16 protein-coding genes are annotated in these 19,273 nt (G+C 43.3%); 9 read left to right on the forward strand and 7 right to left on the reverse strand.

The genetic code is table 11. The features are described 5' to 3' along the window. The first annotated feature begins 185 nt into the window (after positions 1–185). Positions 186–914 carry a pseudouridine synthase gene (locus QUF19_RS11195; RefSeq protein WP_286293348.1) on the forward strand — a complete coding sequence of 243 codons (729 nt, stop codon included), beginning with the start codon at positions 186–188 and terminating at the stop codon, positions 912–914. Between the two features lie 74 nt (positions 915–988). On the opposite strand, the gene QUF19_RS11200 is transcribed toward QUF19_RS11195, so the two are convergent. Both QUF19_RS11200 and QUF19_RS11205 read right to left on the reverse strand, forming a co-directional pair. After that, on the reverse strand, positions 989–1,636 hold the full coding sequence (locus QUF19_RS11200; RefSeq protein WP_286293350.1) for a DUF2057 family protein: 648 nt from the start codon (positions 1,634–1,636) through the stop codon (positions 989–991). 74 nt (positions 1,637–1,710) lie between these two features. Next, complete coding sequence (locus QUF19_RS11205) at positions 1,711–2,733, reverse strand: porin (RefSeq protein ID WP_286293352.1); 1,023 nt, start codon at positions 2,731–2,733, stop codon at positions 1,711–1,713. Positions 2,734–3,248: 515 nt separating this feature from the next. Between QUF19_RS11205 and dinG the strand changes: the two genes are divergently transcribed. From dinG to QUF19_RS11230, 5 genes are all read left to right on the forward strand, one after another. Further along, a complete protein-coding gene (gene dinG / locus QUF19_RS11210) occupies positions 3,249–5,324 on the forward strand; it encodes an ATP-dependent DNA helicase DinG (protein WP_286293353.1) in 2,076 nt (691 codons plus the stop codon). A 128-nt stretch (positions 5,325–5,452) separates the two neighbouring features. After that, complete coding sequence (locus tag QUF19_RS11215; protein WP_192852878.1) at positions 5,453–6,232, forward strand: sulfite exporter TauE/SafE family protein; 780 nt, start codon at positions 5,453–5,455, stop codon at positions 6,230–6,232. Positions 6,233–6,254: 22 nt separating this feature from the next. Then, a complete protein-coding gene (locus QUF19_RS11220; RefSeq protein ID WP_286293358.1) occupies positions 6,255–6,803 on the forward strand; it encodes a primosomal replication protein in 549 nt (182 codons plus the stop codon). Further along, positions 6,793–6,963, forward strand: a complete 171-nt coding sequence (gene rsmS, locus QUF19_RS11225) for a pleiotropic regulatory protein RsmS (protein WP_017111064.1) — start codon at positions 6,793–6,795, stop codon at positions 6,961–6,963. Before QUF19_RS11220 ends, rsmS begins: the two co-directional genes overlap by 11 nt. 22 nt (positions 6,964–6,985) lie before the next feature. Then, complete coding sequence (locus QUF19_RS11230) at positions 6,986–8,119, forward strand: ribosomal protein uL16 3-hydroxylase (RefSeq protein ID WP_286293363.1); 1,134 nt, start codon at positions 6,986–6,988, stop codon at positions 8,117–8,119. A gap of 140 nt (positions 8,120–8,259) precedes the next feature. Here QUF19_RS11230 and QUF19_RS11235 read toward each other — a convergent pair whose 3' ends face one another. Then, positions 8,260–10,377 carry a methyl-accepting chemotaxis protein gene (locus tag QUF19_RS11235; protein ID WP_286293365.1) on the reverse strand — a complete coding sequence of 706 codons (2,118 nt, stop codon included), beginning with the start codon at positions 10,375–10,377 and terminating at the stop codon, positions 8,260–8,262. 567 nt (positions 10,378–10,944) lie between these two features. Here QUF19_RS11235 and emrD point away from each other — a divergent pair. From emrD to xthA, 3 genes are all read left to right on the forward strand, one after another. Next, positions 10,945–12,150, forward strand: a complete 1,206-nt coding sequence (gene emrD, locus QUF19_RS11240; protein ID WP_286293367.1) for a multidrug efflux MFS transporter EmrD — start codon at positions 10,945–10,947, stop codon at positions 12,148–12,150. A 260-nt stretch (positions 12,151–12,410) separates the two neighbouring features. Next, positions 12,411–14,576: a S9 family peptidase gene (locus QUF19_RS11245; protein ID WP_286293370.1), complete on the forward strand. Its 2,166-nt coding sequence runs from the start codon at positions 12,411–12,413 to the stop codon at positions 14,574–14,576. A 169-nt stretch (positions 14,577–14,745) separates the two neighbouring features. Then, a complete protein-coding gene (gene xthA / locus QUF19_RS11250; protein WP_017076717.1) occupies positions 14,746–15,552 on the forward strand; it encodes an exodeoxyribonuclease III in 807 nt (268 codons plus the stop codon). Positions 15,553–15,634: 82 nt separating this feature from the next. Here xthA and QUF19_RS11255 read toward each other — a convergent pair whose 3' ends face one another. The 4 genes from QUF19_RS11255 to QUF19_RS11270 form a co-directional block, all read right to left on the reverse strand. After that, on the reverse strand, positions 15,635–16,312 hold the full coding sequence (locus QUF19_RS11255) for an ABC transporter permease (RefSeq protein ID WP_017111069.1): 678 nt from the start codon (positions 16,310–16,312) through the stop codon (positions 15,635–15,637). Positions 16,313–16,314: 2 nt separating this feature from the next. Then, positions 16,315–17,055, reverse strand: a complete 741-nt coding sequence (locus QUF19_RS11260; RefSeq protein ID WP_102437061.1) for an ABC transporter permease — start codon at positions 17,053–17,055, stop codon at positions 16,315–16,317. Between the two features lie 79 nt (positions 17,056–17,134). Next, positions 17,135–17,905, reverse strand: a complete 771-nt coding sequence (locus QUF19_RS11265; RefSeq protein ID WP_102437059.1) for an ABC transporter substrate-binding protein — start codon at positions 17,903–17,905, stop codon at positions 17,135–17,137. Positions 17,906–18,041: 136 nt separating this feature from the next. After that, positions 18,042–18,812 carry an ABC transporter ATP-binding protein gene (locus QUF19_RS11270; RefSeq protein ID WP_017107256.1) on the reverse strand — a complete coding sequence of 257 codons (771 nt, stop codon included), beginning with the start codon at positions 18,810–18,812 and terminating at the stop codon, positions 18,042–18,044. Positions 18,813–19,273: the final 461 nt, after the last annotated feature.

Here is a 19,273-nt window from a genome sequence, read left to right on the forward strand (position 1 = left end):
AGCATGAACCAAATCCGTGAGTGCGTTGTTATAATAAAACACGAAGGTATAATTAAACAAATCAGGCTTAAGAGTCCATCAACTTGTTCTATTTTGTGTCTTTTAGGCGCGCAAATGATAGCTCAATTCCGTTTCAGTGAAAACTTTTCGGCACACTTCGTTTACATTTTTGCAAGGTAGTTAACATGTCTACTCGCTCTCGAGGCGCATCTAGCTCAGACAAACCAGCTCGTTCTGGTACAACATTAAAACAAAACGGTAATAGACCAAGCCGCGGCAGTGATAAAAATAACACTGGCAATTCGCACAAGAAACCGCACTCAAGTAAACATCGATACAAAGGTAAGCCTACTAACGCAAAACCCAAGGTATCACTTGAAGATCGTAAAGTAATTTTGTTCAACAAGCCTTTCGATACTCTCAGCCAATTCACAGATGGCGAAGGCAGGAAAACACTCGCTGACTTTATTCCAGTTAAAGATGTTTATGCTGCTGGACGACTTGACCGTGACAGCGAAGGTTTAATGGTCTTGACCAACGATGGCATCTTCCAAGCCAAATTGACCCAACCAAACTCAAAGTCACCAAAGACTTACTGGGTACAGGTTGAAGGCGCACCTTCTGAGGAAGATTTAGATAAATTGAGAAAAGGCGTGGAGCTAAAAGACGGCATGACACTGCCTGCTCAGATTGAAGTGATGTCTGAACCTGTTGTGTGGGAAAGAACCCCTCCAGTGCGTTTCAGAGCCGCGATACCGACAACATGGTTAGCGATTACTATCATAGAAGGGCGCAACCGCCAGGTAAGACGGATGACAGCAAATATCGGCTTCCCTACCCTGCGTCTTATTCGCTATTCGATGGGGAATATGAACGTGGGTCAGCTTCAGCCGGGTGAGTGGAAAGAGATCTAGCAAATCATAACGCGGAAATGAAAAAGCGAGGTGCTTGTCGTATGTTCAGGAACACCTCGCTTTAAAAATTTGTTTTACTTTTGGTCAATTAACCACTTTTGAAATGCTTTACGCTCTTCTTCGCTTGCTCTTGAATACCAAAGCTTAAGTTGAAGGGTATTTTCAGACTCTTGCACAGTACTGTCGGCAGCGACTGTAGCTCCAACTACTGCACCAGTTTGTACCGCCGCTAGTTCTTCTTTCAACGAACGAATCTTCCCAGAATCAAAAACTAAGCCTCTTTCTTGATTGTAGTCTTTTACCAACTGAGGGATATCACCATAAGGTAGTGCACCTTTCGCAGCAGGCAAAATTTCTTGCTCAACGTCTACATCATCACCATTTATAGAAATGTTGAATATAGGAAGTTCTCTATCCACATTCTTCGCAATTTTAGCGTACTTTCTACTTTGAAGATCAACTTCTACGTCGGCATTTTCAGGAACATCGACGACCATAATATAAGGGATTGTACTGATAAATTCGCGTTTACCTTGATCGCTTAAATACCCTGTGTAATCTAAAACGAGCTGGTTTTCTCCAGAGGTCAATACCGCGTCTTCCACATTATCAATCACCTCACCGTTCAAAGTATTTAGAGTGATACCAGAAGCTAGCTCTAGAGAAGCTATTGCATATGGTGCAGAGAACAGACAGATAAAACTTAAATACCACTTGTTCATGTACAATTCCTTAATCAATAAATGTAAAAAAGCCAGCTTAACGCTGGCTTTTATATAGCATAGTTAACTACAAATTAGAAAGTGTAGTAAACACCAGCAATAACACCGTCAGCATCTAGAGTCTCAGAAGAGTACTCGAAGTCAGCTGTTTGGTATTCTGCGAAGAATAGGATGTTGTCGCGGAATGCGTAGTCAGCACCAACAACTAGGTTAGTAGAGTCGATGTCAGAGATAGAAGCAGTACCTGCAGCTGTTGCAATCTCATCAGTAGTCGCTACTGAGTAAGTAGTATATAGACGAACAGCGTCGATTTGGTAAGCAGCAGCTACACCCATTGTTTCGCCATTGCCGTAAGAATCAGTACCAGTAACTTTATCAAGGTCCCAATAGCCGTAACCTTGGTTGCCTTCAAACTGTGCGTAAGTAAGCGCTAGGTAGAAACCACCAAACTCAGCAGAAGCAGAAACACCAGCAAGAGAGTAATCTACATCTTTAGCAGCATCACCAGCGATGTAAGAAGCACCGATAGAGAAGTTGCTGAATGCGTAATCTGCAGAGATACCGTAAGTGTTATCTACGTCTTCTTCAGAATCAGTATTTACGTCAGCTACGATAGTGAAGCCTTCAACGAATTGGCCTTTAAATACAGCACCGTGACCAGTAGACTCTTTGTGGTGACCACCGGTAGAACCCATGTAGTTACCTTCGTTTGTGATATCGTCTTTCTGGATTGCGTCAGCAGATTCTGCTAAGTCGCCAGTTTCACCAAAAGCCATACCCCAAGTGTCAGTTTTAAAGCCAGCTAGAACATCATCAAACTTAGCGTCTTTACCGTCTGATTCAATTTCGAAAGATGCAAACGCTGTGAACTGGTCATTTAGCTTTTGCTCAGCGTCTAGTTGGATTTTAGCCCAAGTAGAAACGTCTGCTTCGTTCTTAGTTGTTTCTGTAAGGTTTTTGTCTACTTCAGATTGTTGTAGGTAGATATCTACCTCACCTTTTAGGCCAACTTTAGTATCGTCGTTAGAGTAAATTTCTGCTGCGTTTACAGAAGTTGCTGTAGCTGCGATAGCTAGCGCTAATAGAGTCTTTTTCATAATAAATCCACTGCCTTTTCTAAGAATGGGAGATCCTTGCCCGGTTCCCTTTTATTTTTTATGACTGGTCATTACCACTCTTTGTTGGTTAACCACCGTCACTAAATTTCGAGGTCTAGATTGCAAAAGATTATCCTGCGTGTCAAATAAACTAAAAATAGACCTAAAAAAAAACACAAACACATAAAAATCAAACGCTTACATTTTTTTTCATCATTTTACGAGCAAGTTATCCTTAGTTTTATCAGGAAATATAATAATCCTAAAAAAGAACAATACAGAACTTAACACCAATATAGGCATGAATCACAAGCTAAAATCAGAACTTAACACCTGCAGCTAAGTCTTTTTTAATGTTTATATTTCGCAAGATAAATAAAATCGTTAAGTTCCTGATGGTTCAGTTTTTTTTTGTGAACAAGATCTACCTTTGATTCAAAAGCAAGCTATTTCGCCGTAAATGTACCGACTAGTGATATGTGCTACTATCCTCGCTCCGTTACGTAGGTCACAGTATGCTAACTACTAAAATTCAAAAATCCATTCGCACCAGTTATCAAAACCTCCAAGATCAGTTGGACAACTTTGTACCTAGACGTGCTCAAAATTACCTTGTAGCCGAAATTGCGAAGACACTTTGTGGTCAATACCATAAAAGTAATCGTATGATCGTGGCTGAAGCAGGAACCGGGATCGGAAAATCACTCGCCTATCTCATGGCTACGATTCCTGTTGCGGTACTCAACAATAGAAAAATCGTCATTTCAACAGCGACGGTCGCACTTCAAGAACAGCTCGTAAATAAAGATCTCCCTCTATATAGAAGACTTACTGATAGAGAGTTCTCTTTTATACTCGCCAAAGGTAGACAGCGTTATTGTTGTGCCGAGAAGTTAGCCGCCGCTTGTGGGGTTGATGGTGGACAAATGGCGATGTTCGAATCTAAGCCAAAGAAGAAAGACATCGAACAGCTTCAAACCATGCATCGTAGTTTGGCTCAAGGTAAATGGGACGGGGATCGTGACTCATGGCCTAAACCAATCGACAATATGATTTGGCAAATGATCGTAAGCGATAAGCACAGCTGTAACAACAGTATGCCGACTCATCGAGATTGTCCCTTCCAAAAAGCACGCTCGGAGCTAGATAAAGTCGATGTGATTATTGCCAATCACAGTTTAGTTATGGCTGATGCTGACCTTGGTGGCGGAGTCATACTTCCAGAACCAGAGAATAGTATCTATATATTCGATGAGGCTCACCACTTACCACACGTAGCGAGAGATCACTCTTCTGCGGCGGCGAGCTTAAAAGGTGCCGCTTCATGGTTAGAGCGTTTAAATCAATCAATCACCAAGCTTTCGGGCTTAGCGGATGAAAAGCGAGTGGGACGATTCAGAAATGAATTGCAGGATTCTGTACAACAGCTGATTCCTACTCTGACTCAAATGAGCAAACAATTTGACGCCAACCACTTTGAAGATGGCCTGTATCGTTTCGAACACGGCGACTTACCGGAATGGCTGGAAAGCGAATCGAAAGATCTCAAACAGTTGACTCAAAAGACAAGCCAAGCCGTAGCCAAAATCGCCGACCTTATCGCAGAGCGTGTAAAAGATGGGGAGCTTTCGGCAAAGTTAGCAGAGCCTGCTCTGGCTGAAATAGGCTTCTATATACAAAGAACAGAAAATCTTGCTCAAGTTTGGCGTTTAATGGCTGAGCCTAAACGCGAAAAAGGTGCGCCTTTGGCGCGTTGGCTTGAATTGAGCAAAGAAAGCGAAGGGGACTTTGTTGTTAATGTCTCTCCGTTAGAAGTTGGCTGGCAGTTAGACCAGCAGATTTGGAGCCGCTGTGTCGGTGCTGTGCTCGTTTCAGCGACAATGAGAGCGCTTAACTCCTTCAGTTTTTTCTGTCATCAAGCAGGTATCAGCCAGAAAGAGGAGGATGGAGTACAGTTTTTAGCATTGGCATCACCATTCGATTACCAAAACCAAGCAGAGCTGATCGTTCCAGCGATGAAGTATGAGCCACAAGCGCCTCAGTTTACTGAATATCTTATTGAAATTTTGCCTAAGGTAATAGAAGACAACAAAGCCAATCTCGTTCTATTCTCTTCTTACTGGCAAATGAACAAAGTTGCCGAAGCTTTGGCAACAGATTTCGTTAAAAAGTCATGGGCTTTACAGGTTCAAGGTGACACTTCACGAACTGAAATCCTAAAAAAACATAAAAAGCTAATAGACCAAGGTAAAACAAGCGTTCTATTTGGAACTGGAAGCTTTTCTGAAGGTCTTGATTTACCGGGAGAGCTTCTTGAAAATCTGGTCATCACCAAGATTCCATTCGGAGTACCAACCTCACCGGTTGAACGAGCACACTCTGAATATATCGAATCAAGAGGCGGTAATCCTTTTATGCAGATTACCGTTCCAGAAGCGAGTAAAAAGCTTATTCAATCTGTCGGACGGTTACTGCGTAAAGAAAGAGATTCTGGTAAAGTCACGATCCTTGATCGGCGCATAGTGACAAAGCGATACGGGAAATCCTTACTCGACTCGTTACCGCCTTTTAAAAGAACAATAAAATACTAATTTAGCCATCGTATCGGTGGCTCTGGGTCTACCATCGCTTGACCTTTGCATTCACAATTGTGCATGGCTAACCCTCAAGTTACCTATGCCGCTGCCCTACCAGCACAGAACGAGAACAATAGCTATTTATGGAAATGATTGAACCAACCATGTTGGTTGTACTTGCTTTGGTTGCATTTGCAGCCGGCTTTATTGATGCTGTGGCTGGCGGAGGCGGAATGCTGACCGTCCCAGCTTTGTTATCACTAGGGCTGCCGCCACACATTGCACTTGGTACAAATAAACTTGCTGCGACCTTTGCTTCATCAACGGCCGCTGTCACTTATTATCGTAAAAAGCTATTTAAACCTGAATGTTGGATAAACGCGTTCATTTCGACATTAATTGGCGCAACCATAGGTACCCTAGCAGTCGATGCGATTAGCACGGAGTGGCTAGAGAAAGTGCTGCCATTGGTCATTCTTGCTGCTGCGGTCTATACCATTTTCCACAAGACTCCGGATGTTAGCCACAATGTATCTCCAAAGCCCTGCCCTGTACTTAAGAAAAAACAAAAGTACCAAGGGTTCATACTGGGGTTTTATGATGGTGTTGCAGGCCCAGGTACTGGCGCTTTTTGGACAGTTAGCTCTATGGCTCTCTATCGTCTAAATATCTTGCTTGCTTCTGGCCTATCAAAAGCAATGAACTTCACCAGTAACTTCACCTCTCTAGTTACTTTTGCGATTCTAGGGCATATCGATTGGGTACTTGGTTTAACCATGGGTGTATGCTTAATGGCAGGCGCGTTCGTAGGGGCACACTCAGCCATTCGTTTTGGTGCCACTTTTATAAGACCTGTATTTGTTACGGTTGTTAGCGTTCTTGCGATTAAACTGGCTTACGAAGCGTGGTTTGTAAACTTATAACCACCAGCGTTCGGGAAGAGACATGAATCATTTTTCAAAGCTTAAAAGTGTCCTTGATACCTTGATTGGTCACTGCTCTCAAGTCGATAAATCGAGAGGCGCTTATCATCAAGCGTTGTTCGACAGAACCTTATTTAAATGTAGTGCCTCTATTTTGCTTCCCTGCGCAATGGAAGCGCAGACCACCTACCGCACCATATTACGAGAGCAGGCGAATAATCAGCTCACTGCATCTCGCGCGACTTACCTGACCGAAAAGCTAACCAATCAGATAGCGGCTGTCCAAAGAGAGTTAGCCAACCATGATTTAAGGTTAGATCGAAAAAGTAAGTCAGGGAAAAGTCTCAATGACTTGTATAACGAACTCGCTCAGCACCAAGATTGGCAAAAGCGATTGGTCGATTTAGTACGAGTACGAAAGTTAGCGTTTGATTCTGCGCCTCGCCACAGTAAGAAAAAAGCGGAAGAGACCTGGCAGTTAGCAAAAGAGCGATTAGAACGCTGCGAAGACTCAATGAAAAATATTGAAAGATTGATCAACTTAGAGAACCCTAAGCGAAATGAGCACTGATAACACATCATCACCACTGGATAACGCCCCAGAAGAAGTTAAGTTAGCTGTCGACCTGATCTATCTGCTCGAAAGCAACGAAATCGACCCAAAAGTAGCGTTAGAGGCAATTAAAATTGTCCAACAAGATTTACAAGCCAAACTAGCATCTAGCATCTAGCATAAATATAGACAGGATTCACATGTACCAACTTAGCTTTTCTATGCCCGAGTTTCTTGAAAACTACTGGCATAAAAAACCAACCATCTTAAAAGGTGGATTCCAAAACTTCATCGACCCTATTTCGCCAGAAGAACTTGCTGGTTTATCGATGGAAGAAGAAGTGGATTCTCGCTTTATATCTAACCTTGATAATAAATGGGAAGCAGAACACGGCCCATTCTCTGAAGATAAGTTCGGTGAACTCACCGAAACTCATTGGCAATTAGTTGTACAAGCAGCAAACCATTGGCACCAAGGTGCTAACCAGCTGACTGAAGCTTTTCAACAATTGCCAAACTGGTTGTTCGACGATCTGATGATCTGCTACTCAGCACCTGAAGGTGGCGTAGGCCCGCATATCGATCAATACGATGTGTTCATCATCCAAGGTCAAGGTAAGCGACAATGGAAGGTTGGAGCAAAAGATGTTGGTCAGTACCAAGAAACCATTCAAGCTTCTGCTCTTCGTCAAATTGAAGGCTTTGACCCAATCATTGATGAAACTTTAGAGCCAGGTGATATTCTTTATATCCCGCCAGGTTTTCCTCATGAAGGCACAACCTTAGAACCTTCAATGAGCTACTCGATTGGTTACCGTTCACCAAAAGAACAAGAGCTAATCAGCAACTTTGCAGATTTTGTACTGGCGCATGATATGGGTGATGTTCACCTGCATGACCCTGAATTCAAATCTCAAGATAACTACGGCAAGATTCGTGCGTCTGATTTGAATAACCTAACGGAGATGTTGATGTCGGCGCTTGAAGAGCCAGAAACCATCAATGACTTCATGGGCTGCCTGCTAAGCCAATCACGCCACCAGCTTGATATCGTTGCGCCAGAGCCTCTATGGACAGCAGAAGAGATCGCTCAACATCTAGAGTCAGAGGGTGAGATTCACCGTGTATCTGGCTTAAAAGCGCTCTACCACGAGAATGAAAGCAACACGGCTTACATCAATGGTGAAGTAGTCAAGGTTGAAGAAGCGGATTCATCGCTACTAAACGTACTTTGTGACAACGAGGTGATTAATTCAGCAACCAATCTTTCTCCTTCAGGTGTAACCGTCGTGACGGAATTGGTGAATAAAGGTTACTGGTTTATCGAAGACTAACTTCGTTAATCGGTCTCGGTGAATATCATCGAGATCTAAAGCCTTAAACCCTAAGAAAAACAAAAGGGACAAATGAAATCTTCATTTGTCCCTTTTTCTATTCAACAGTTAACTAAGCTTAAAAACAATACCGTGAACGACTAAACCTTAAATTGATTCACCAGCTTTTTCTGCTGCTGAGACAATTGGTCGATTTCACTTCCCACTTGCTCAGACGCTGCGGCTTGCTCCAAAATCTTCGCACTTAAATCACGTATGTTAACCACACTTTGATTCACTTCACCGGAAACGGATTGCTGCTCTTCAGCGGCTCGAACGATCTGACTATTCATATCACTGATCGCCTCAATAGAAGTAAAGATCGAACCTAAATCTTCAACCGCTTTCTGAACGTGCAGTGCTGTATCGTTCGCCAGTATGTTGCCTTCTTGTATCGCTTCAACAACATCTTGTGTTCCAGCATGAACCTTATCGATCACAGCTCTAATCTCACCAACCGAGGACTGTGTACGACTTGCTAGGTTTCGAACTTCATCAGCAACCACAGCAAAACCTCGACCTTGTTCCCCTGCCCTCGCGGCTTCAATAGCAGCATTCAAGGCTAGCAAGTTGGTCTGCTCAGAGATCCCCTCAATAACACTTAAGATCTCAGTAATATTGCCGTTGTTCTTCGCCAGCTCTTCAACAATCGGAACAGCGCTCGACATGCGATCCACCAGCTTTCTCATTTCACCTGCTGAAAGTTCAATAACCTCTTGTCCTTGCTGAGCAGAACGGTTCGCTTCACAAGCAGCATCCACAGCTATTTCTGCATTTTGCACCACTAAGCCCGAAGTTTGAGTCATCTCTTCGGCAGCGGTAGCCACTAAATCCACTTCTTTGAATTGAGATTCACTGCTTTCACGCGTACTCGACGCAGACGACTTAGCCTGACTGGTTGTATTCGCGACTTGCTCTGTGGTTTGAATGACTTCTTTGATCGTGTGCTGAAGTTTATCTAAGAATTGGTTGAAGCCTTTCGACAGTTGGCCGATCTCATCTTGCGATTTAACTTCCAATCGCTGAGTAAGGTCACCTTCACCAGAAGCAATGTCATTAAGCCTCTCAACAACTTGGCGAATAGGCCTAACGATAGACAATGAAGCAAAGGCGATGATTGCCAGTCCGAAAACAATGAAAATGATACCAGCGATCACTTCGGTTTTTATACCTTCGCTCAACTTAGCGCTGATAATAGAATCGAGTCGACTTGCATCGGCAACCACACTCTCTCTTGGGATCTCAAACAGCACACCCCAAGTTTGGTTGGCAGCCACAACAGGAGCAAATGCGAGTAACCACTCACCATTTTCACTCCACTGAGTCGTCACTTCACCACCAAAGATAAAGTCGGTCATCAAGTCGCTGTTTGTATTGTCACTTTGAAAGCTTGAACCAACAGCAATGCTTGAATCATCAGAAGCAATAACAGAACCGTCTAGGCTAACTACATAGACCGCACCGGCACCATCAAACAAGCTTTGATCCGATTGAGTTACCACATTGGTTAAACCGTCTAGTCTTAGGTCGATGCCTAAGAACCCAATCGCCATATCATCGACTAAAATAGGCACAGAGATTGAAGAGGTAAGTAATGTTTTACCGCCACTATTGACGACTCTAGGCGTACTGATACAAGTTTGCCCAGAAGAAAGAGGACAGTAAAAACGTTCACTATTACTGCCATCACTTAAGATCGATTCTGAAAGCACATTCGACAGAACATTCTCACCGTTATCGGCAACCTTCCAGTAAGGTGCAAAGCGGCCTTTTTCGTTAGATCCGACATAATCGGCATCGACATAGTTCGCATCTTCACCATCAAGTAAATCTGGCTTAAAGACTAAGTACGCCCCTTGGATCGAATCAAAGTTTAAAACTGAGCGACGTACCATTTCATCTAATGCAGTACGAAGTTCTTCACTTGGCGTAAAGTTCTCATCCGCATTGTTTTTTAGAAACTGAGCACTAGAAGCTAGCATTTCTGCGCGATAAATAGCTTCATCGACATAACGTTGAGTTTCTTGAGCATTGAGCTGAGAAACAGACGCGAGCAATTGCTGAGTTTTATTGATAACTGATTCTGAACTTTGAGATTTGATGACTTGTTGATTACTCGTCGCGTTGTAGATCGAGAAACCAATAAGAGACAGTGAAGTAATGATTAGGCAACAACCTGCTAAGAGGGTGATTTTCCACTGTACCGATAGAGAGCGCATTTAATATCCTTATTTAAGCCAAAAGACTTCCATGACCGTCACTATCACATTGATGCTCAATTCCAGGGCACAATGTAAATAAATGAGATGAATAGCTTAGCCGATGATTACATCACAAATTGCACACATATAAAACGAAAGTTTATAGAAATGTTAATAAGTCGTGTCATTTGTCTTTTGTTTCTGTGATTTCAAGAGCTTTCGCCTTGTCGCTCTAAGTTAAGTTATTGAAGCCAGAACGCCCAACTTGCTATGCTCACGACTTAGAGAGACGTTTAAACTATCACCATTAAAGAGAATGTTGTTTTATCCGAGCATCTTTTATTTGCGATATTTCAAGGAAGCTTACCGCCCCTTCGCATCTTTAAAACTCAGCAATTTCGAATTACTTTTTCTAATCCAAACTATAGATTTTTATCTTGATCAAGTTCACACTTTTTGATTGCTAAGTCGCCATTCAAGCTCTAATATCTCGCGCCTAGATTCCCTGAATACTTTGTTCATTTGGCTCTCCTCAAAGGAGCGCTAAGGCTTTTTTACGTCTTTAATTTTTGGAGAGATACGCAAATGTCTGCCTCGTTTCCATTAGCGAAACTTACCTTTTTAATCGCAATTCTGACTGCCGTAGGTCAAATGACTCAAACGATGTACGTGCCTTCTATCGGTCATATGTCGGGTGAGTTCTTGGTTTCTGCATCTTCACTTCAAGCGGTGATGGCGTGTTACCTGATCCCTTACGGTCTGTCACAATTTGTCTACGGCCCGCTTTCTGATCGCCTAGGTCGTAAACCCATCATCGTTGCTGGTTTGATCATCTATATCATCGGTACGTTGGTTGCATTATTTGCTCACGAATATGAATGGTTTTTAGCAGGTAGCTTTATCCAAGGCTTGGGCATCGGTTGTGGTGGTGCGATGTCTCGTACATTGACTCGCGACTGTTTTGAAGGCGCAAAACTGCACCGAGCAAACAGCTTAATCAGCATGTGTGTGATTTTCTCACCATTGATGGCTCCTGTATTGGGCGGGTACTTAACAGAAGCTTTCGGTTGGCGTTCTAGCTACTTGTTCCTTGCACTGTTTGGTATCGCTGTTGTTATCACCATGATGACGAGCATGATGGAAACTCTGCCTAAAGAACGACGCAAAAACGAGTCAGTTGTAAACAGCTACAAATTCGTTCTGTCTGACAAACGTTTCCAAGGCTTCTTACTAATACTGGTCGCAACCTTTGCTGGCGTAGCTGTATTTGAAGCAGCGGCAGGCGTACTGCTTGGCGGCGTACTTGGCCTACCTGCAACCACAGTAAGCTTGCTGTTTGTCTTACCCATTCCGGGTTACTTAGTGGGTGCAGGCTTATCTAGTTACATCGCACAACGTCGCTCTGAACGCCGCGCACTGAATGTTGGCCTAGTGTCGATCTTGGTAGGCTCAGCAGTGGTCTTGATACCAGGGCTGTTTGGTCAAACGACAGCATTGACTTTGATTGGCGGTGCAACGATTTACTTCTTGGGCGCTGGCATCTTATTCCCAGCGGCAACAACAGGGGCACTGTCACCATTCCCATACCATGCTGGTACAGGAGGAGCGATCTTAGGTGGCATGCAGAACCTAGGTGCTGGCATCGCAACACTATTGGCATCTTTCTTCCCTGCTCAAGATCAGTTGCCACTCGGTTGTTTGATGATCGTAATGTCATTTATCGTGATGCTTGGTTTACGTTGGGTCAATCGTAAACATGACCATTCAAACGAAATGCCATTGGCAATCTAAAATAAGAATCTATTTCTGCCCAAACAAAGAAAAGGGACATGCTGAAAAGTGTGTCCCTTTTTCGTTGCACGTTTCCCCCCCCCCCCACCTCTGTCATCAATTTCATTTAACATTACTTTGATTTTTTGAAAACAATAACAGACACTTACGTTGAAAGTGCATATCCAGAATCCAATTATAAATAATATCACTGGAAGAAAACTAACCACTACAAGGATGCTGGCATTAAAACGAGTAAGGTGCACACTAAGGATATACAGATGCGTTTCGCTTTAACCACATTAGCCGTATCGGTCGCGCTTGTCGCCGGATGCAGCAATCAAGGAATACCAACCATGAACCACTACTCTCAATCGCAACTTATCGCTCAGCAAACCCAAGCCCCCGTTGCTAAGAAAGTTCCTCATGCAATGACGATTCATGGTGACACTAGAATCGACGATTATTACTGGATGCGCGATGACGAACGCCAAGACCCAGAGATCTTGCAACACCTTGAGCAAGAGAATCAGTACGCAGAGACCGTGTTGAAACACACTGATGCATTACAAAAACAGTTATTTGAAGAGATCAAAGGCCGAATCGCGAAAGATGACAATTCGGTGCCGGTTCGTAAAGGCAGCTATTACTATTCAAATGAAGTCACAGGTGACAACGAATACGAAGTTCACTTACGTTCAAAAGACTTTGCAGGCACAGACAAGCAAGTCATCTTAGACGTTAACGCTCTGGCAAAAGAACACGAATTCTTCAGTATTGGCGGCTTAACGATCAGCCCAAACGAAAACTTACTGGCCTATGGCGAAGATACACTGAGCCGCCGTGTTTACACCATCAAGATTAAAGACCTCACGACCGGTAAATATCTAACGGATGAAATTGAAGGTGCCTCGAGTTCAATTGCATGGCAAAACGACAACCAAGCCTTCTATTACATCAAGAAAGATCCGCAAACGTTGCTGGGTTATCAAGTTTTCCGCCATGTTTTAGGCACACCTCAGACAAACGATGATTTGATTTACGAAGAAACCGACACTGCTTACTACACTGGCTTAAGTAAGAGTAAAGATGGCCAACAGGTGTACATTTGGCACTCAAGCACAGAAACCAGCGGTGTTTCAGTCATAGATGCCAACGACCCACACGCGAGAGCGAAACCTTTTTACCCACAAGAAACGGGCATTGAGTACAGCATCGCTAAACTGGGTGACTGGTACTACATCTACACCAACTACCAAGCCGTCAACTTCCGTTTAATGAAAGTCACAACCGAAGACATGCACGACCGTTCAAAATGGGTCGATGTCATCCCAGCCGACGATAATACTCAACTTGTTGATTTCGAGTTGTTTGATGACCATCTTGTTTACGAGCAACGTGCAAATGGCTTATCTACAGTGAAAGTACGCCAACTATCAACGGGGAAAGAGTTCCCACTAGAGTTCAATGACGCCGCTTTTGCCGCTTACCTGACTGGTAACAATGAATTAGATAACTCAAAAGTTCGTGTCTATTACAGCAGCTTAACCACGCCAGGTACTTACTATGATTTCGACCTAAATACAGGTGAATCCGAGCTAATGAAGCAAACACCCGTATTAGGTGATTTCGAAGCGGATAACTACCAATCAGAGCGAATCATGGTGACGGCTCGCGATGGTAAGCAAGTACCTGTTTCTTTGGTTTATCGCAAAGACTTATTCAAGAAAGACGGCACTAACCCAATCTACCAATATGGCTATGGCTCATACGGCTCAACGATTGAACCGACCTTCCGCTCAGCTCGTCTAAGCCTACTTGATCGAGGCTTCGTTTATGCGATCGCACATATTCGTGGTTCAGAAATGCTTGGTCGCCCTTGGTATGAGGACGGCAAAAAGCTGACCAAACAAAACACATTTAACGATTTTGTCGATGTAACCAAAGGGCTTGTTGAAGAAGGCTATGGTGCTCAAGATAAAGTATTTGCGGTGGGCGGCTCTGCTGGCGGTCTACTGATGGGCGCAATCATCAATCAAGCACCAGAACTGTACCGTGGTATTGGTGCTCATGTTCCGTTTGTAGACGTGGTAACAACCATGCTTGATGAATCGATTCCTCTAACCACAAACGAATACGACGAATGGGGCAATCCGAACGATAAAACCTACTACGATTACATGCTGGGTTACTCGCCATACGACAACATTAAGGTACAAAACTACCCGAACATGCTGGTAAAAACAGGTCTGCATGACTCACAGGTACAGTACTTTGAGCCAATGAAGTGGGTGGCGAAACTGCGTGAAATGAAGACAGACAACAATGTACTGCTGTTCAAAACCGATATGGAAGCCGGTCACGGTGGTGCTTCTGGTCGATTTAAACGATTGAGAGAAGACGCACTTGAATACGCTTTCTTTTTAGACTTGCTAAAGACTCAATAGATTCCGTGTAACTGTAGGTATTCACACAATTTTACGTCGCCATTTAGTCACTACAAAATGGCGACAGAAATTATTAAGCATGGTTAAATACGATGAACCATGAAATCAACCAAATCAAAAAACCTTTAGAACAAACAGTGACAAAGGTTTCCGAGAGGTATAAAAACAAATGAAAGTAATTAGCTTCAACATCAACGGCCTTAGAGCCCGCCTTCACCAACTGCAAGCGATTATCGACAAACACCAACCTGACGTGATTGGTCTTCAAGAGATAAAAGTACACGATGAAGCCTTCCCGCTCGCTGATGTTGAAGCGATGGGTTACAAGGTTTACTTCCATGGCCAAAAAGCGCATTACGGTGTAGCTATGTTGTGTAAGCAAGAACCTATCTCTGTACAGAAAGGTTTTCCTACAGACAATGAAGACCATCAAAAGCGTATGATCATGGCGACTTTTGAAGACGAAAACGGTGAAAAAGTTACCGTGCTTAATGGCTACTTCCCTCAAGGGGATAACATCAAGCACGAGACTAAATACCCATACAAGCGTCAGTTCTACAAAGACTTGATGACTTACCTAAATGACTACCACAACAAAGATGAACAAGTCATTGTGATGGGCGACATTAACATCAGTCCTATCGACGCAGACATCGGCATCGGTGAACCTAACGCGAAACGTTGGTTGAAAACCGGTAAGTGTTCTTTCCAACCAGAAGAGCGCGAATGGCTGAAAACACTGATGGATTGGGGTTTTGTGGACAGCTTCCGTCTATTACACCCTGAAGTAAATGACCAGTACTCATGGTTTGATTACCGATCAAAAGGTTTCGTGGACAACCGCGGCCTACGAATTGATGTAGTACTTGCGACTCAGAAACTTGCTGATAAATGTACTGAAGCAGGCATCGATTACGAACTGCGTGGCATTGAAAAGCCATCTGATCACGCGCCAATTTGGTCGACGTTTAAATAGCTTAAGAACAGACGAGTTCATCCATAAAAAACGGCGCTATGAAAGCGCCGTTTGTTTAACTGAAACTGTTGCTGTGTACTTATTAGCTAAGCGGTCTTAGGTAAGCTAGGAAACGTTTCTCTGCGAATTTGAAAATCGCGATGATGATAAACGTGAGCGCCATGTAGAACAGACCTGCTGTTAAGAAAGATTCGAATGGAGCGTAGTAACGTGAGTTAACCAAACGTGCTGCACCCGTCAGATCCATAATCGTTACAATACCTGCAACTGCTGAACCGTGAAGCATGAAGATAACTTCATTACTGTAAGCCGGTAACGCTCGACGAAGAGCACTTGGCAGAATGATACGGCGGTATGTCTTCGGTGTACTCATGCCATATGCTTTTGCTGCTTCAACTTCACCTTTTGGTAAGCCGTTAATCGCACCGCGAATGATTTCAGCTGTGTATGCCGATGTGTTAAGGATGAATGCCACCAAAGCACAAAACCATGCATTTTCCCATAGTGTATCTTTTACAGGGAAGAACTGATCCATTCCGTAGTAAATCAGGTACAACTGAACCAGCAGCGGCGTACCACGGAAGAAATAGATAAATGACCACGCTGGTGCGTTAATCAACATATTTGGGCTGTTACGAGAGATAGCTAATGGTATGGCAACGAATAAGCCAATAACCAAAGCAACACAAACCATCCAAGCCGTTGTCCATAAACCACTAAGGTAAATTGGCAGGCTTTCAATTATCAATGAAAAGTCCATAACTACCTCGCGTGGATACTAAATTTGCGTTCAACAAGCTTGAGTAGCCCTGTCGATACACTAGTGAAGAATAAGAAAATAAGCGCCACTGACATGTAGAAGGTAAATGGCATTTTGGTTGAGCCTGCTGCCAACGCGCTAACACGTACCATATCTTCTAAGCCGATAATGGATACCAGAGCGGTCGTTTTAAGCAATACTAACCAGTTGTTGCCGAAACCCGGTAAAGCATGACGGATCATTTGCGGAAGCAGGATACGACGGAACGCTAATACAGGGCCCATACCATAGGCCTTTGCCGCTTCCATCTCACCGCTATCAACAGCCATGATGGCGCCACGGAATGTTTCAGCCATGTAAGCACCGAAGATAAAGCCAATCGTTAATACACCAGCAATAAATGGGCTGACATCAATGTAATCAGGTAAGTAAGCAGTCCACTCATGGTTAGGGTCACTCGACGTGAACCATTCATTGAGCCACTCATTGATGGAATACAAACTGTTGTTTAAAAGGATTTGTCCACCAAAGAAAATCAACATCATCAATACGAGATCAGGAATGCCTCGAATAACGGTTGTGTAGAGGGTTGCGATAGCACGAGCCCAGCGATACGGCGCCAGTTTTGCTAAGGCACCTAGCATACCAAGAACCATAGCTAAAATTAGCGACAGCAAGGCAACTTCGATTGTAAGCACCGCCCCTTTCAGGATCGAAGCTTCATATCCTTGTAAATCAAACATAATGAATTCCAACAGAACTGCGAAAAAGTTGGTAAGACAGGGAGAGGAGAACCTCTCCCTTAAGAAGTGACGCTAGAGATTACTTGCCGTATACGTCGTAGTTGAAGTACTTAGCCGCGATATCTTGGTAGATGCCTTTTTCACGTAGTGAAAGGATTGCAGCATCTAGCTGTTTAGTCAGATCTTTGTCTTGCTTGCGTAGTGCAATACCAAAACCTTCACCGAACCATTTAGGATCCGTTAGTGATGGGCCAACAAACTCATAAGCTTCGCCACCGGCTTTGTTTAATACGCCTTCTTCAAGAGCAGACGCATCACCAAGTACAGCAACAACACGGCCGTTTGCTAGATCAAGATAAGCTTCGTCGAATGAACCGTAACGAACGATCTCTACTGAGTCACCGTAGTTGTCTGTTAGGTACTTATCGTGAGTTGTCGCACGTTGAACTGCGATTTTTTGACCACTTAGGTCATCAAAGTTAAGTCCAGCGTCTTTTTTAGCGATGAATTTGTTCGGGATAAGTGCGTACTTACCAGTAAAGTCGATTTTTTTCTTACGTTCTTCTGTAATCGACATTGCCGCGATGATCGCATCATATTTACGAGCAAGTAGAGAAGGAATAATGCCATCCCAATCTTGCGCTACGATCTTACACTTAACCTGCATTTCAGTACAAAGTGCGTTCGCCATATCGACATCAAAGCCTTTTAGTGAACCATCAGCTTCAGTCCAGCTAAATGGAGGGTAAGCACCTTCAATACCGAAGCGTACTGTTTTCCATTCTTTTGCTTGAGCTACGCCCGTTGCAGCAGTTGCAGCAAGTGCCGCTACTAATAACCACTTTTTCATATCCCTACTCCTGTGATTTAGGTTTTTATGTTTTGCTAGTTTTAATATTGTGTTTGTTGTTACTTATTAACTTACTTGTTGTGTTTTATTGTTCACACCGTCGCTGTTTACCTTGGCAACGATATTTCAATTCTGATTAGTAAATCGATGAGATAAATTGTTGTAAACGCTCAGATTCAGGTGCCGTAAACAGTTTAGCTGGATCGCCCTGTTCTTCCACCAGACCTTGATGCAGGAACATCACATGGTTAGATACGTCACGAGCAAAAGCCATTTCATGTGTTACCACAAGCATGGTTCTTCCTTCTTCTGCTAGGTCGCGCATTACACCAAGAACTTCCCCAACTAACTCAGGGTCAAGTGCAGATGTTGGTTCATCGAATAACATCACTTCAGGATCAACCGCTAACGCTCTTGCAATTGCAGCACGCTGTTGTTGTCCGCCAGACAAATGGCCTGGGTAGTAATCTTTACGTTCATACAGTCCTACTTTCTTCAGTAGTAGCTCAGCATTTTCAATCGCTTGTGCTTTAGGTACGCCTAAGACATGAACGGGTGCTTCGATAACATTTTCGAGAACGGTCAGGTGAGACCATAGATTGAAGCCTTGAAAAACCATAGCCAAACGAGAACGGATTCGTTGAACTTGTTTTTCATTTGCAGGAACGGAAACGCCTTGGCGGTTATTTTTCATCTGAATTAATTCGCCATTAACCCAAATCTCGCCAGCAGTAGGTGTTTCTAAGAGGTTGATACATCTAAGGAAAGTACTTTTACCCGATCCTGAAGATCCGATAATCGAGACTACATCGCCTTTATGCGCAGAAAGTGAAATTCCCTTTAAAACTTCATTTTGACCAAACGTTTTGTGTAGATCCTTTATGTCCAGCGCCGGTACATCTTTCATGCGCTTTCTCTCCCAAGTTTGTGAAAATGCAAGGTACTCCGACCTTTTCATGCGATACAAACTAGCACCACACGAAACAACATGCAACAAATTATTAACCTAATAAATCGGAATAAATAGCGATTCACTCTGACTTATTATGCAAAAGGTAGCGTTTTCGCCTCAATTTAATGAATGAATTCTATCAATAAGCTGCAATTACACGCCTTACATTGTTTAAATAAAGTTAATCAAAATGAGATTCTCGTAGCTTGATGCCTCACAAGAAAAACAAGTTTTGTGAACTTAGATATGTCGAGATCAGCAAAATATAATCTGCGCGTTCAACACAACACGCCCAGCATAAGTCACAATTATTTTAAGGTTATTACATTGTAAGCATTTCACCGGGAGCAGTTGGGAAACAAGTAATAGTGAAATAACTCAGTAAGAATCGGGCATTGAGCTCAAGTCATGGCGAC

It is taken from the genome of Vibrio sp. FE10, from assembly GCF_030297155.1.
Taxonomy (GTDB): domain Bacteria; phylum Pseudomonadota; class Gammaproteobacteria; order Enterobacterales; family Vibrionaceae; genus Vibrio; species Vibrio apostichopi.

Excerpts from the sequence above, each read along its gene's own strand:
- QUF19_RS11260 (WP_102437061.1), bottom strand. The coding sequence starts at position 17,055 with ATGTTTGATTTACAAGGATATGAAGCTTCGATCCTGAAAGGGGCGGTG.
- QUF19_RS11220 (WP_286293358.1), top strand. The coding sequence starts at position 6,255 with ATGAATCATTTTTCAAAGCTTAAAAGTGTCCTTGATACCTTGATTGGT.
- QUF19_RS11215 (WP_192852878.1), top strand. The coding sequence starts at position 5,453 with ATGGAAATGATTGAACCAACCATGTTGGTTGTACTTGCTTTGGTTGCA.
- xthA (WP_017076717.1), top strand. The coding sequence starts at position 14,746 with ATGAAAGTAATTAGCTTCAACATCAACGGCCTTAGAGCCCGCCTTCAC.
- dinG (WP_286293353.1), top strand. The coding sequence starts at position 3,249 with ATGCTAACTACTAAAATTCAAAAATCCATTCGCACCAGTTATCAAAAC.
- QUF19_RS11270 (WP_017107256.1), bottom strand. The coding sequence starts at position 18,812 with ATGAAAGATGTACCGGCGCTGGACATAAAGGATCTACACAAAACGTTT.
- rsmS (WP_017111064.1), top strand. The coding sequence starts at position 6,793 with ATGAGCACTGATAACACATCATCACCACTGGATAACGCCCCAGAAGAA.
- QUF19_RS11200 (WP_286293350.1), bottom strand. The coding sequence starts at position 1,636 with ATGAACAAGTGGTATTTAAGTTTTATCTGTCTGTTCTCTGCACCATAT.
- emrD (WP_286293367.1), top strand. The coding sequence starts at position 10,945 with ATGTCTGCCTCGTTTCCATTAGCGAAACTTACCTTTTTAATCGCAATT.
- QUF19_RS11235 (WP_286293365.1), bottom strand. The coding sequence starts at position 10,377 with ATGCGCTCTCTATCGGTACAGTGGAAAATCACCCTCTTAGCAGGTTGT.
- QUF19_RS11245 (WP_286293370.1), top strand. The coding sequence starts at position 12,411 with ATGCGTTTCGCTTTAACCACATTAGCCGTATCGGTCGCGCTTGTCGCC.
- QUF19_RS11195 (WP_286293348.1), top strand. The coding sequence starts at position 186 with ATGTCTACTCGCTCTCGAGGCGCATCTAGCTCAGACAAACCAGCTCGT.
- QUF19_RS11255 (WP_017111069.1), bottom strand. The coding sequence starts at position 16,312 with ATGGACTTTTCATTGATAATTGAAAGCCTGCCAATTTACCTTAGTGGT.
- QUF19_RS11230 (WP_286293363.1), top strand. The coding sequence starts at position 6,986 with ATGTACCAACTTAGCTTTTCTATGCCCGAGTTTCTTGAAAACTACTGG.
- QUF19_RS11265 (WP_102437059.1), bottom strand. The coding sequence starts at position 17,905 with ATGAAAAAGTGGTTATTAGTAGCGGCACTTGCTGCAACTGCTGCAACG.
- QUF19_RS11205 (WP_286293352.1), bottom strand. The coding sequence starts at position 2,733 with ATGAAAAAGACTCTATTAGCGCTAGCTATCGCAGCTACAGCAACTTCT.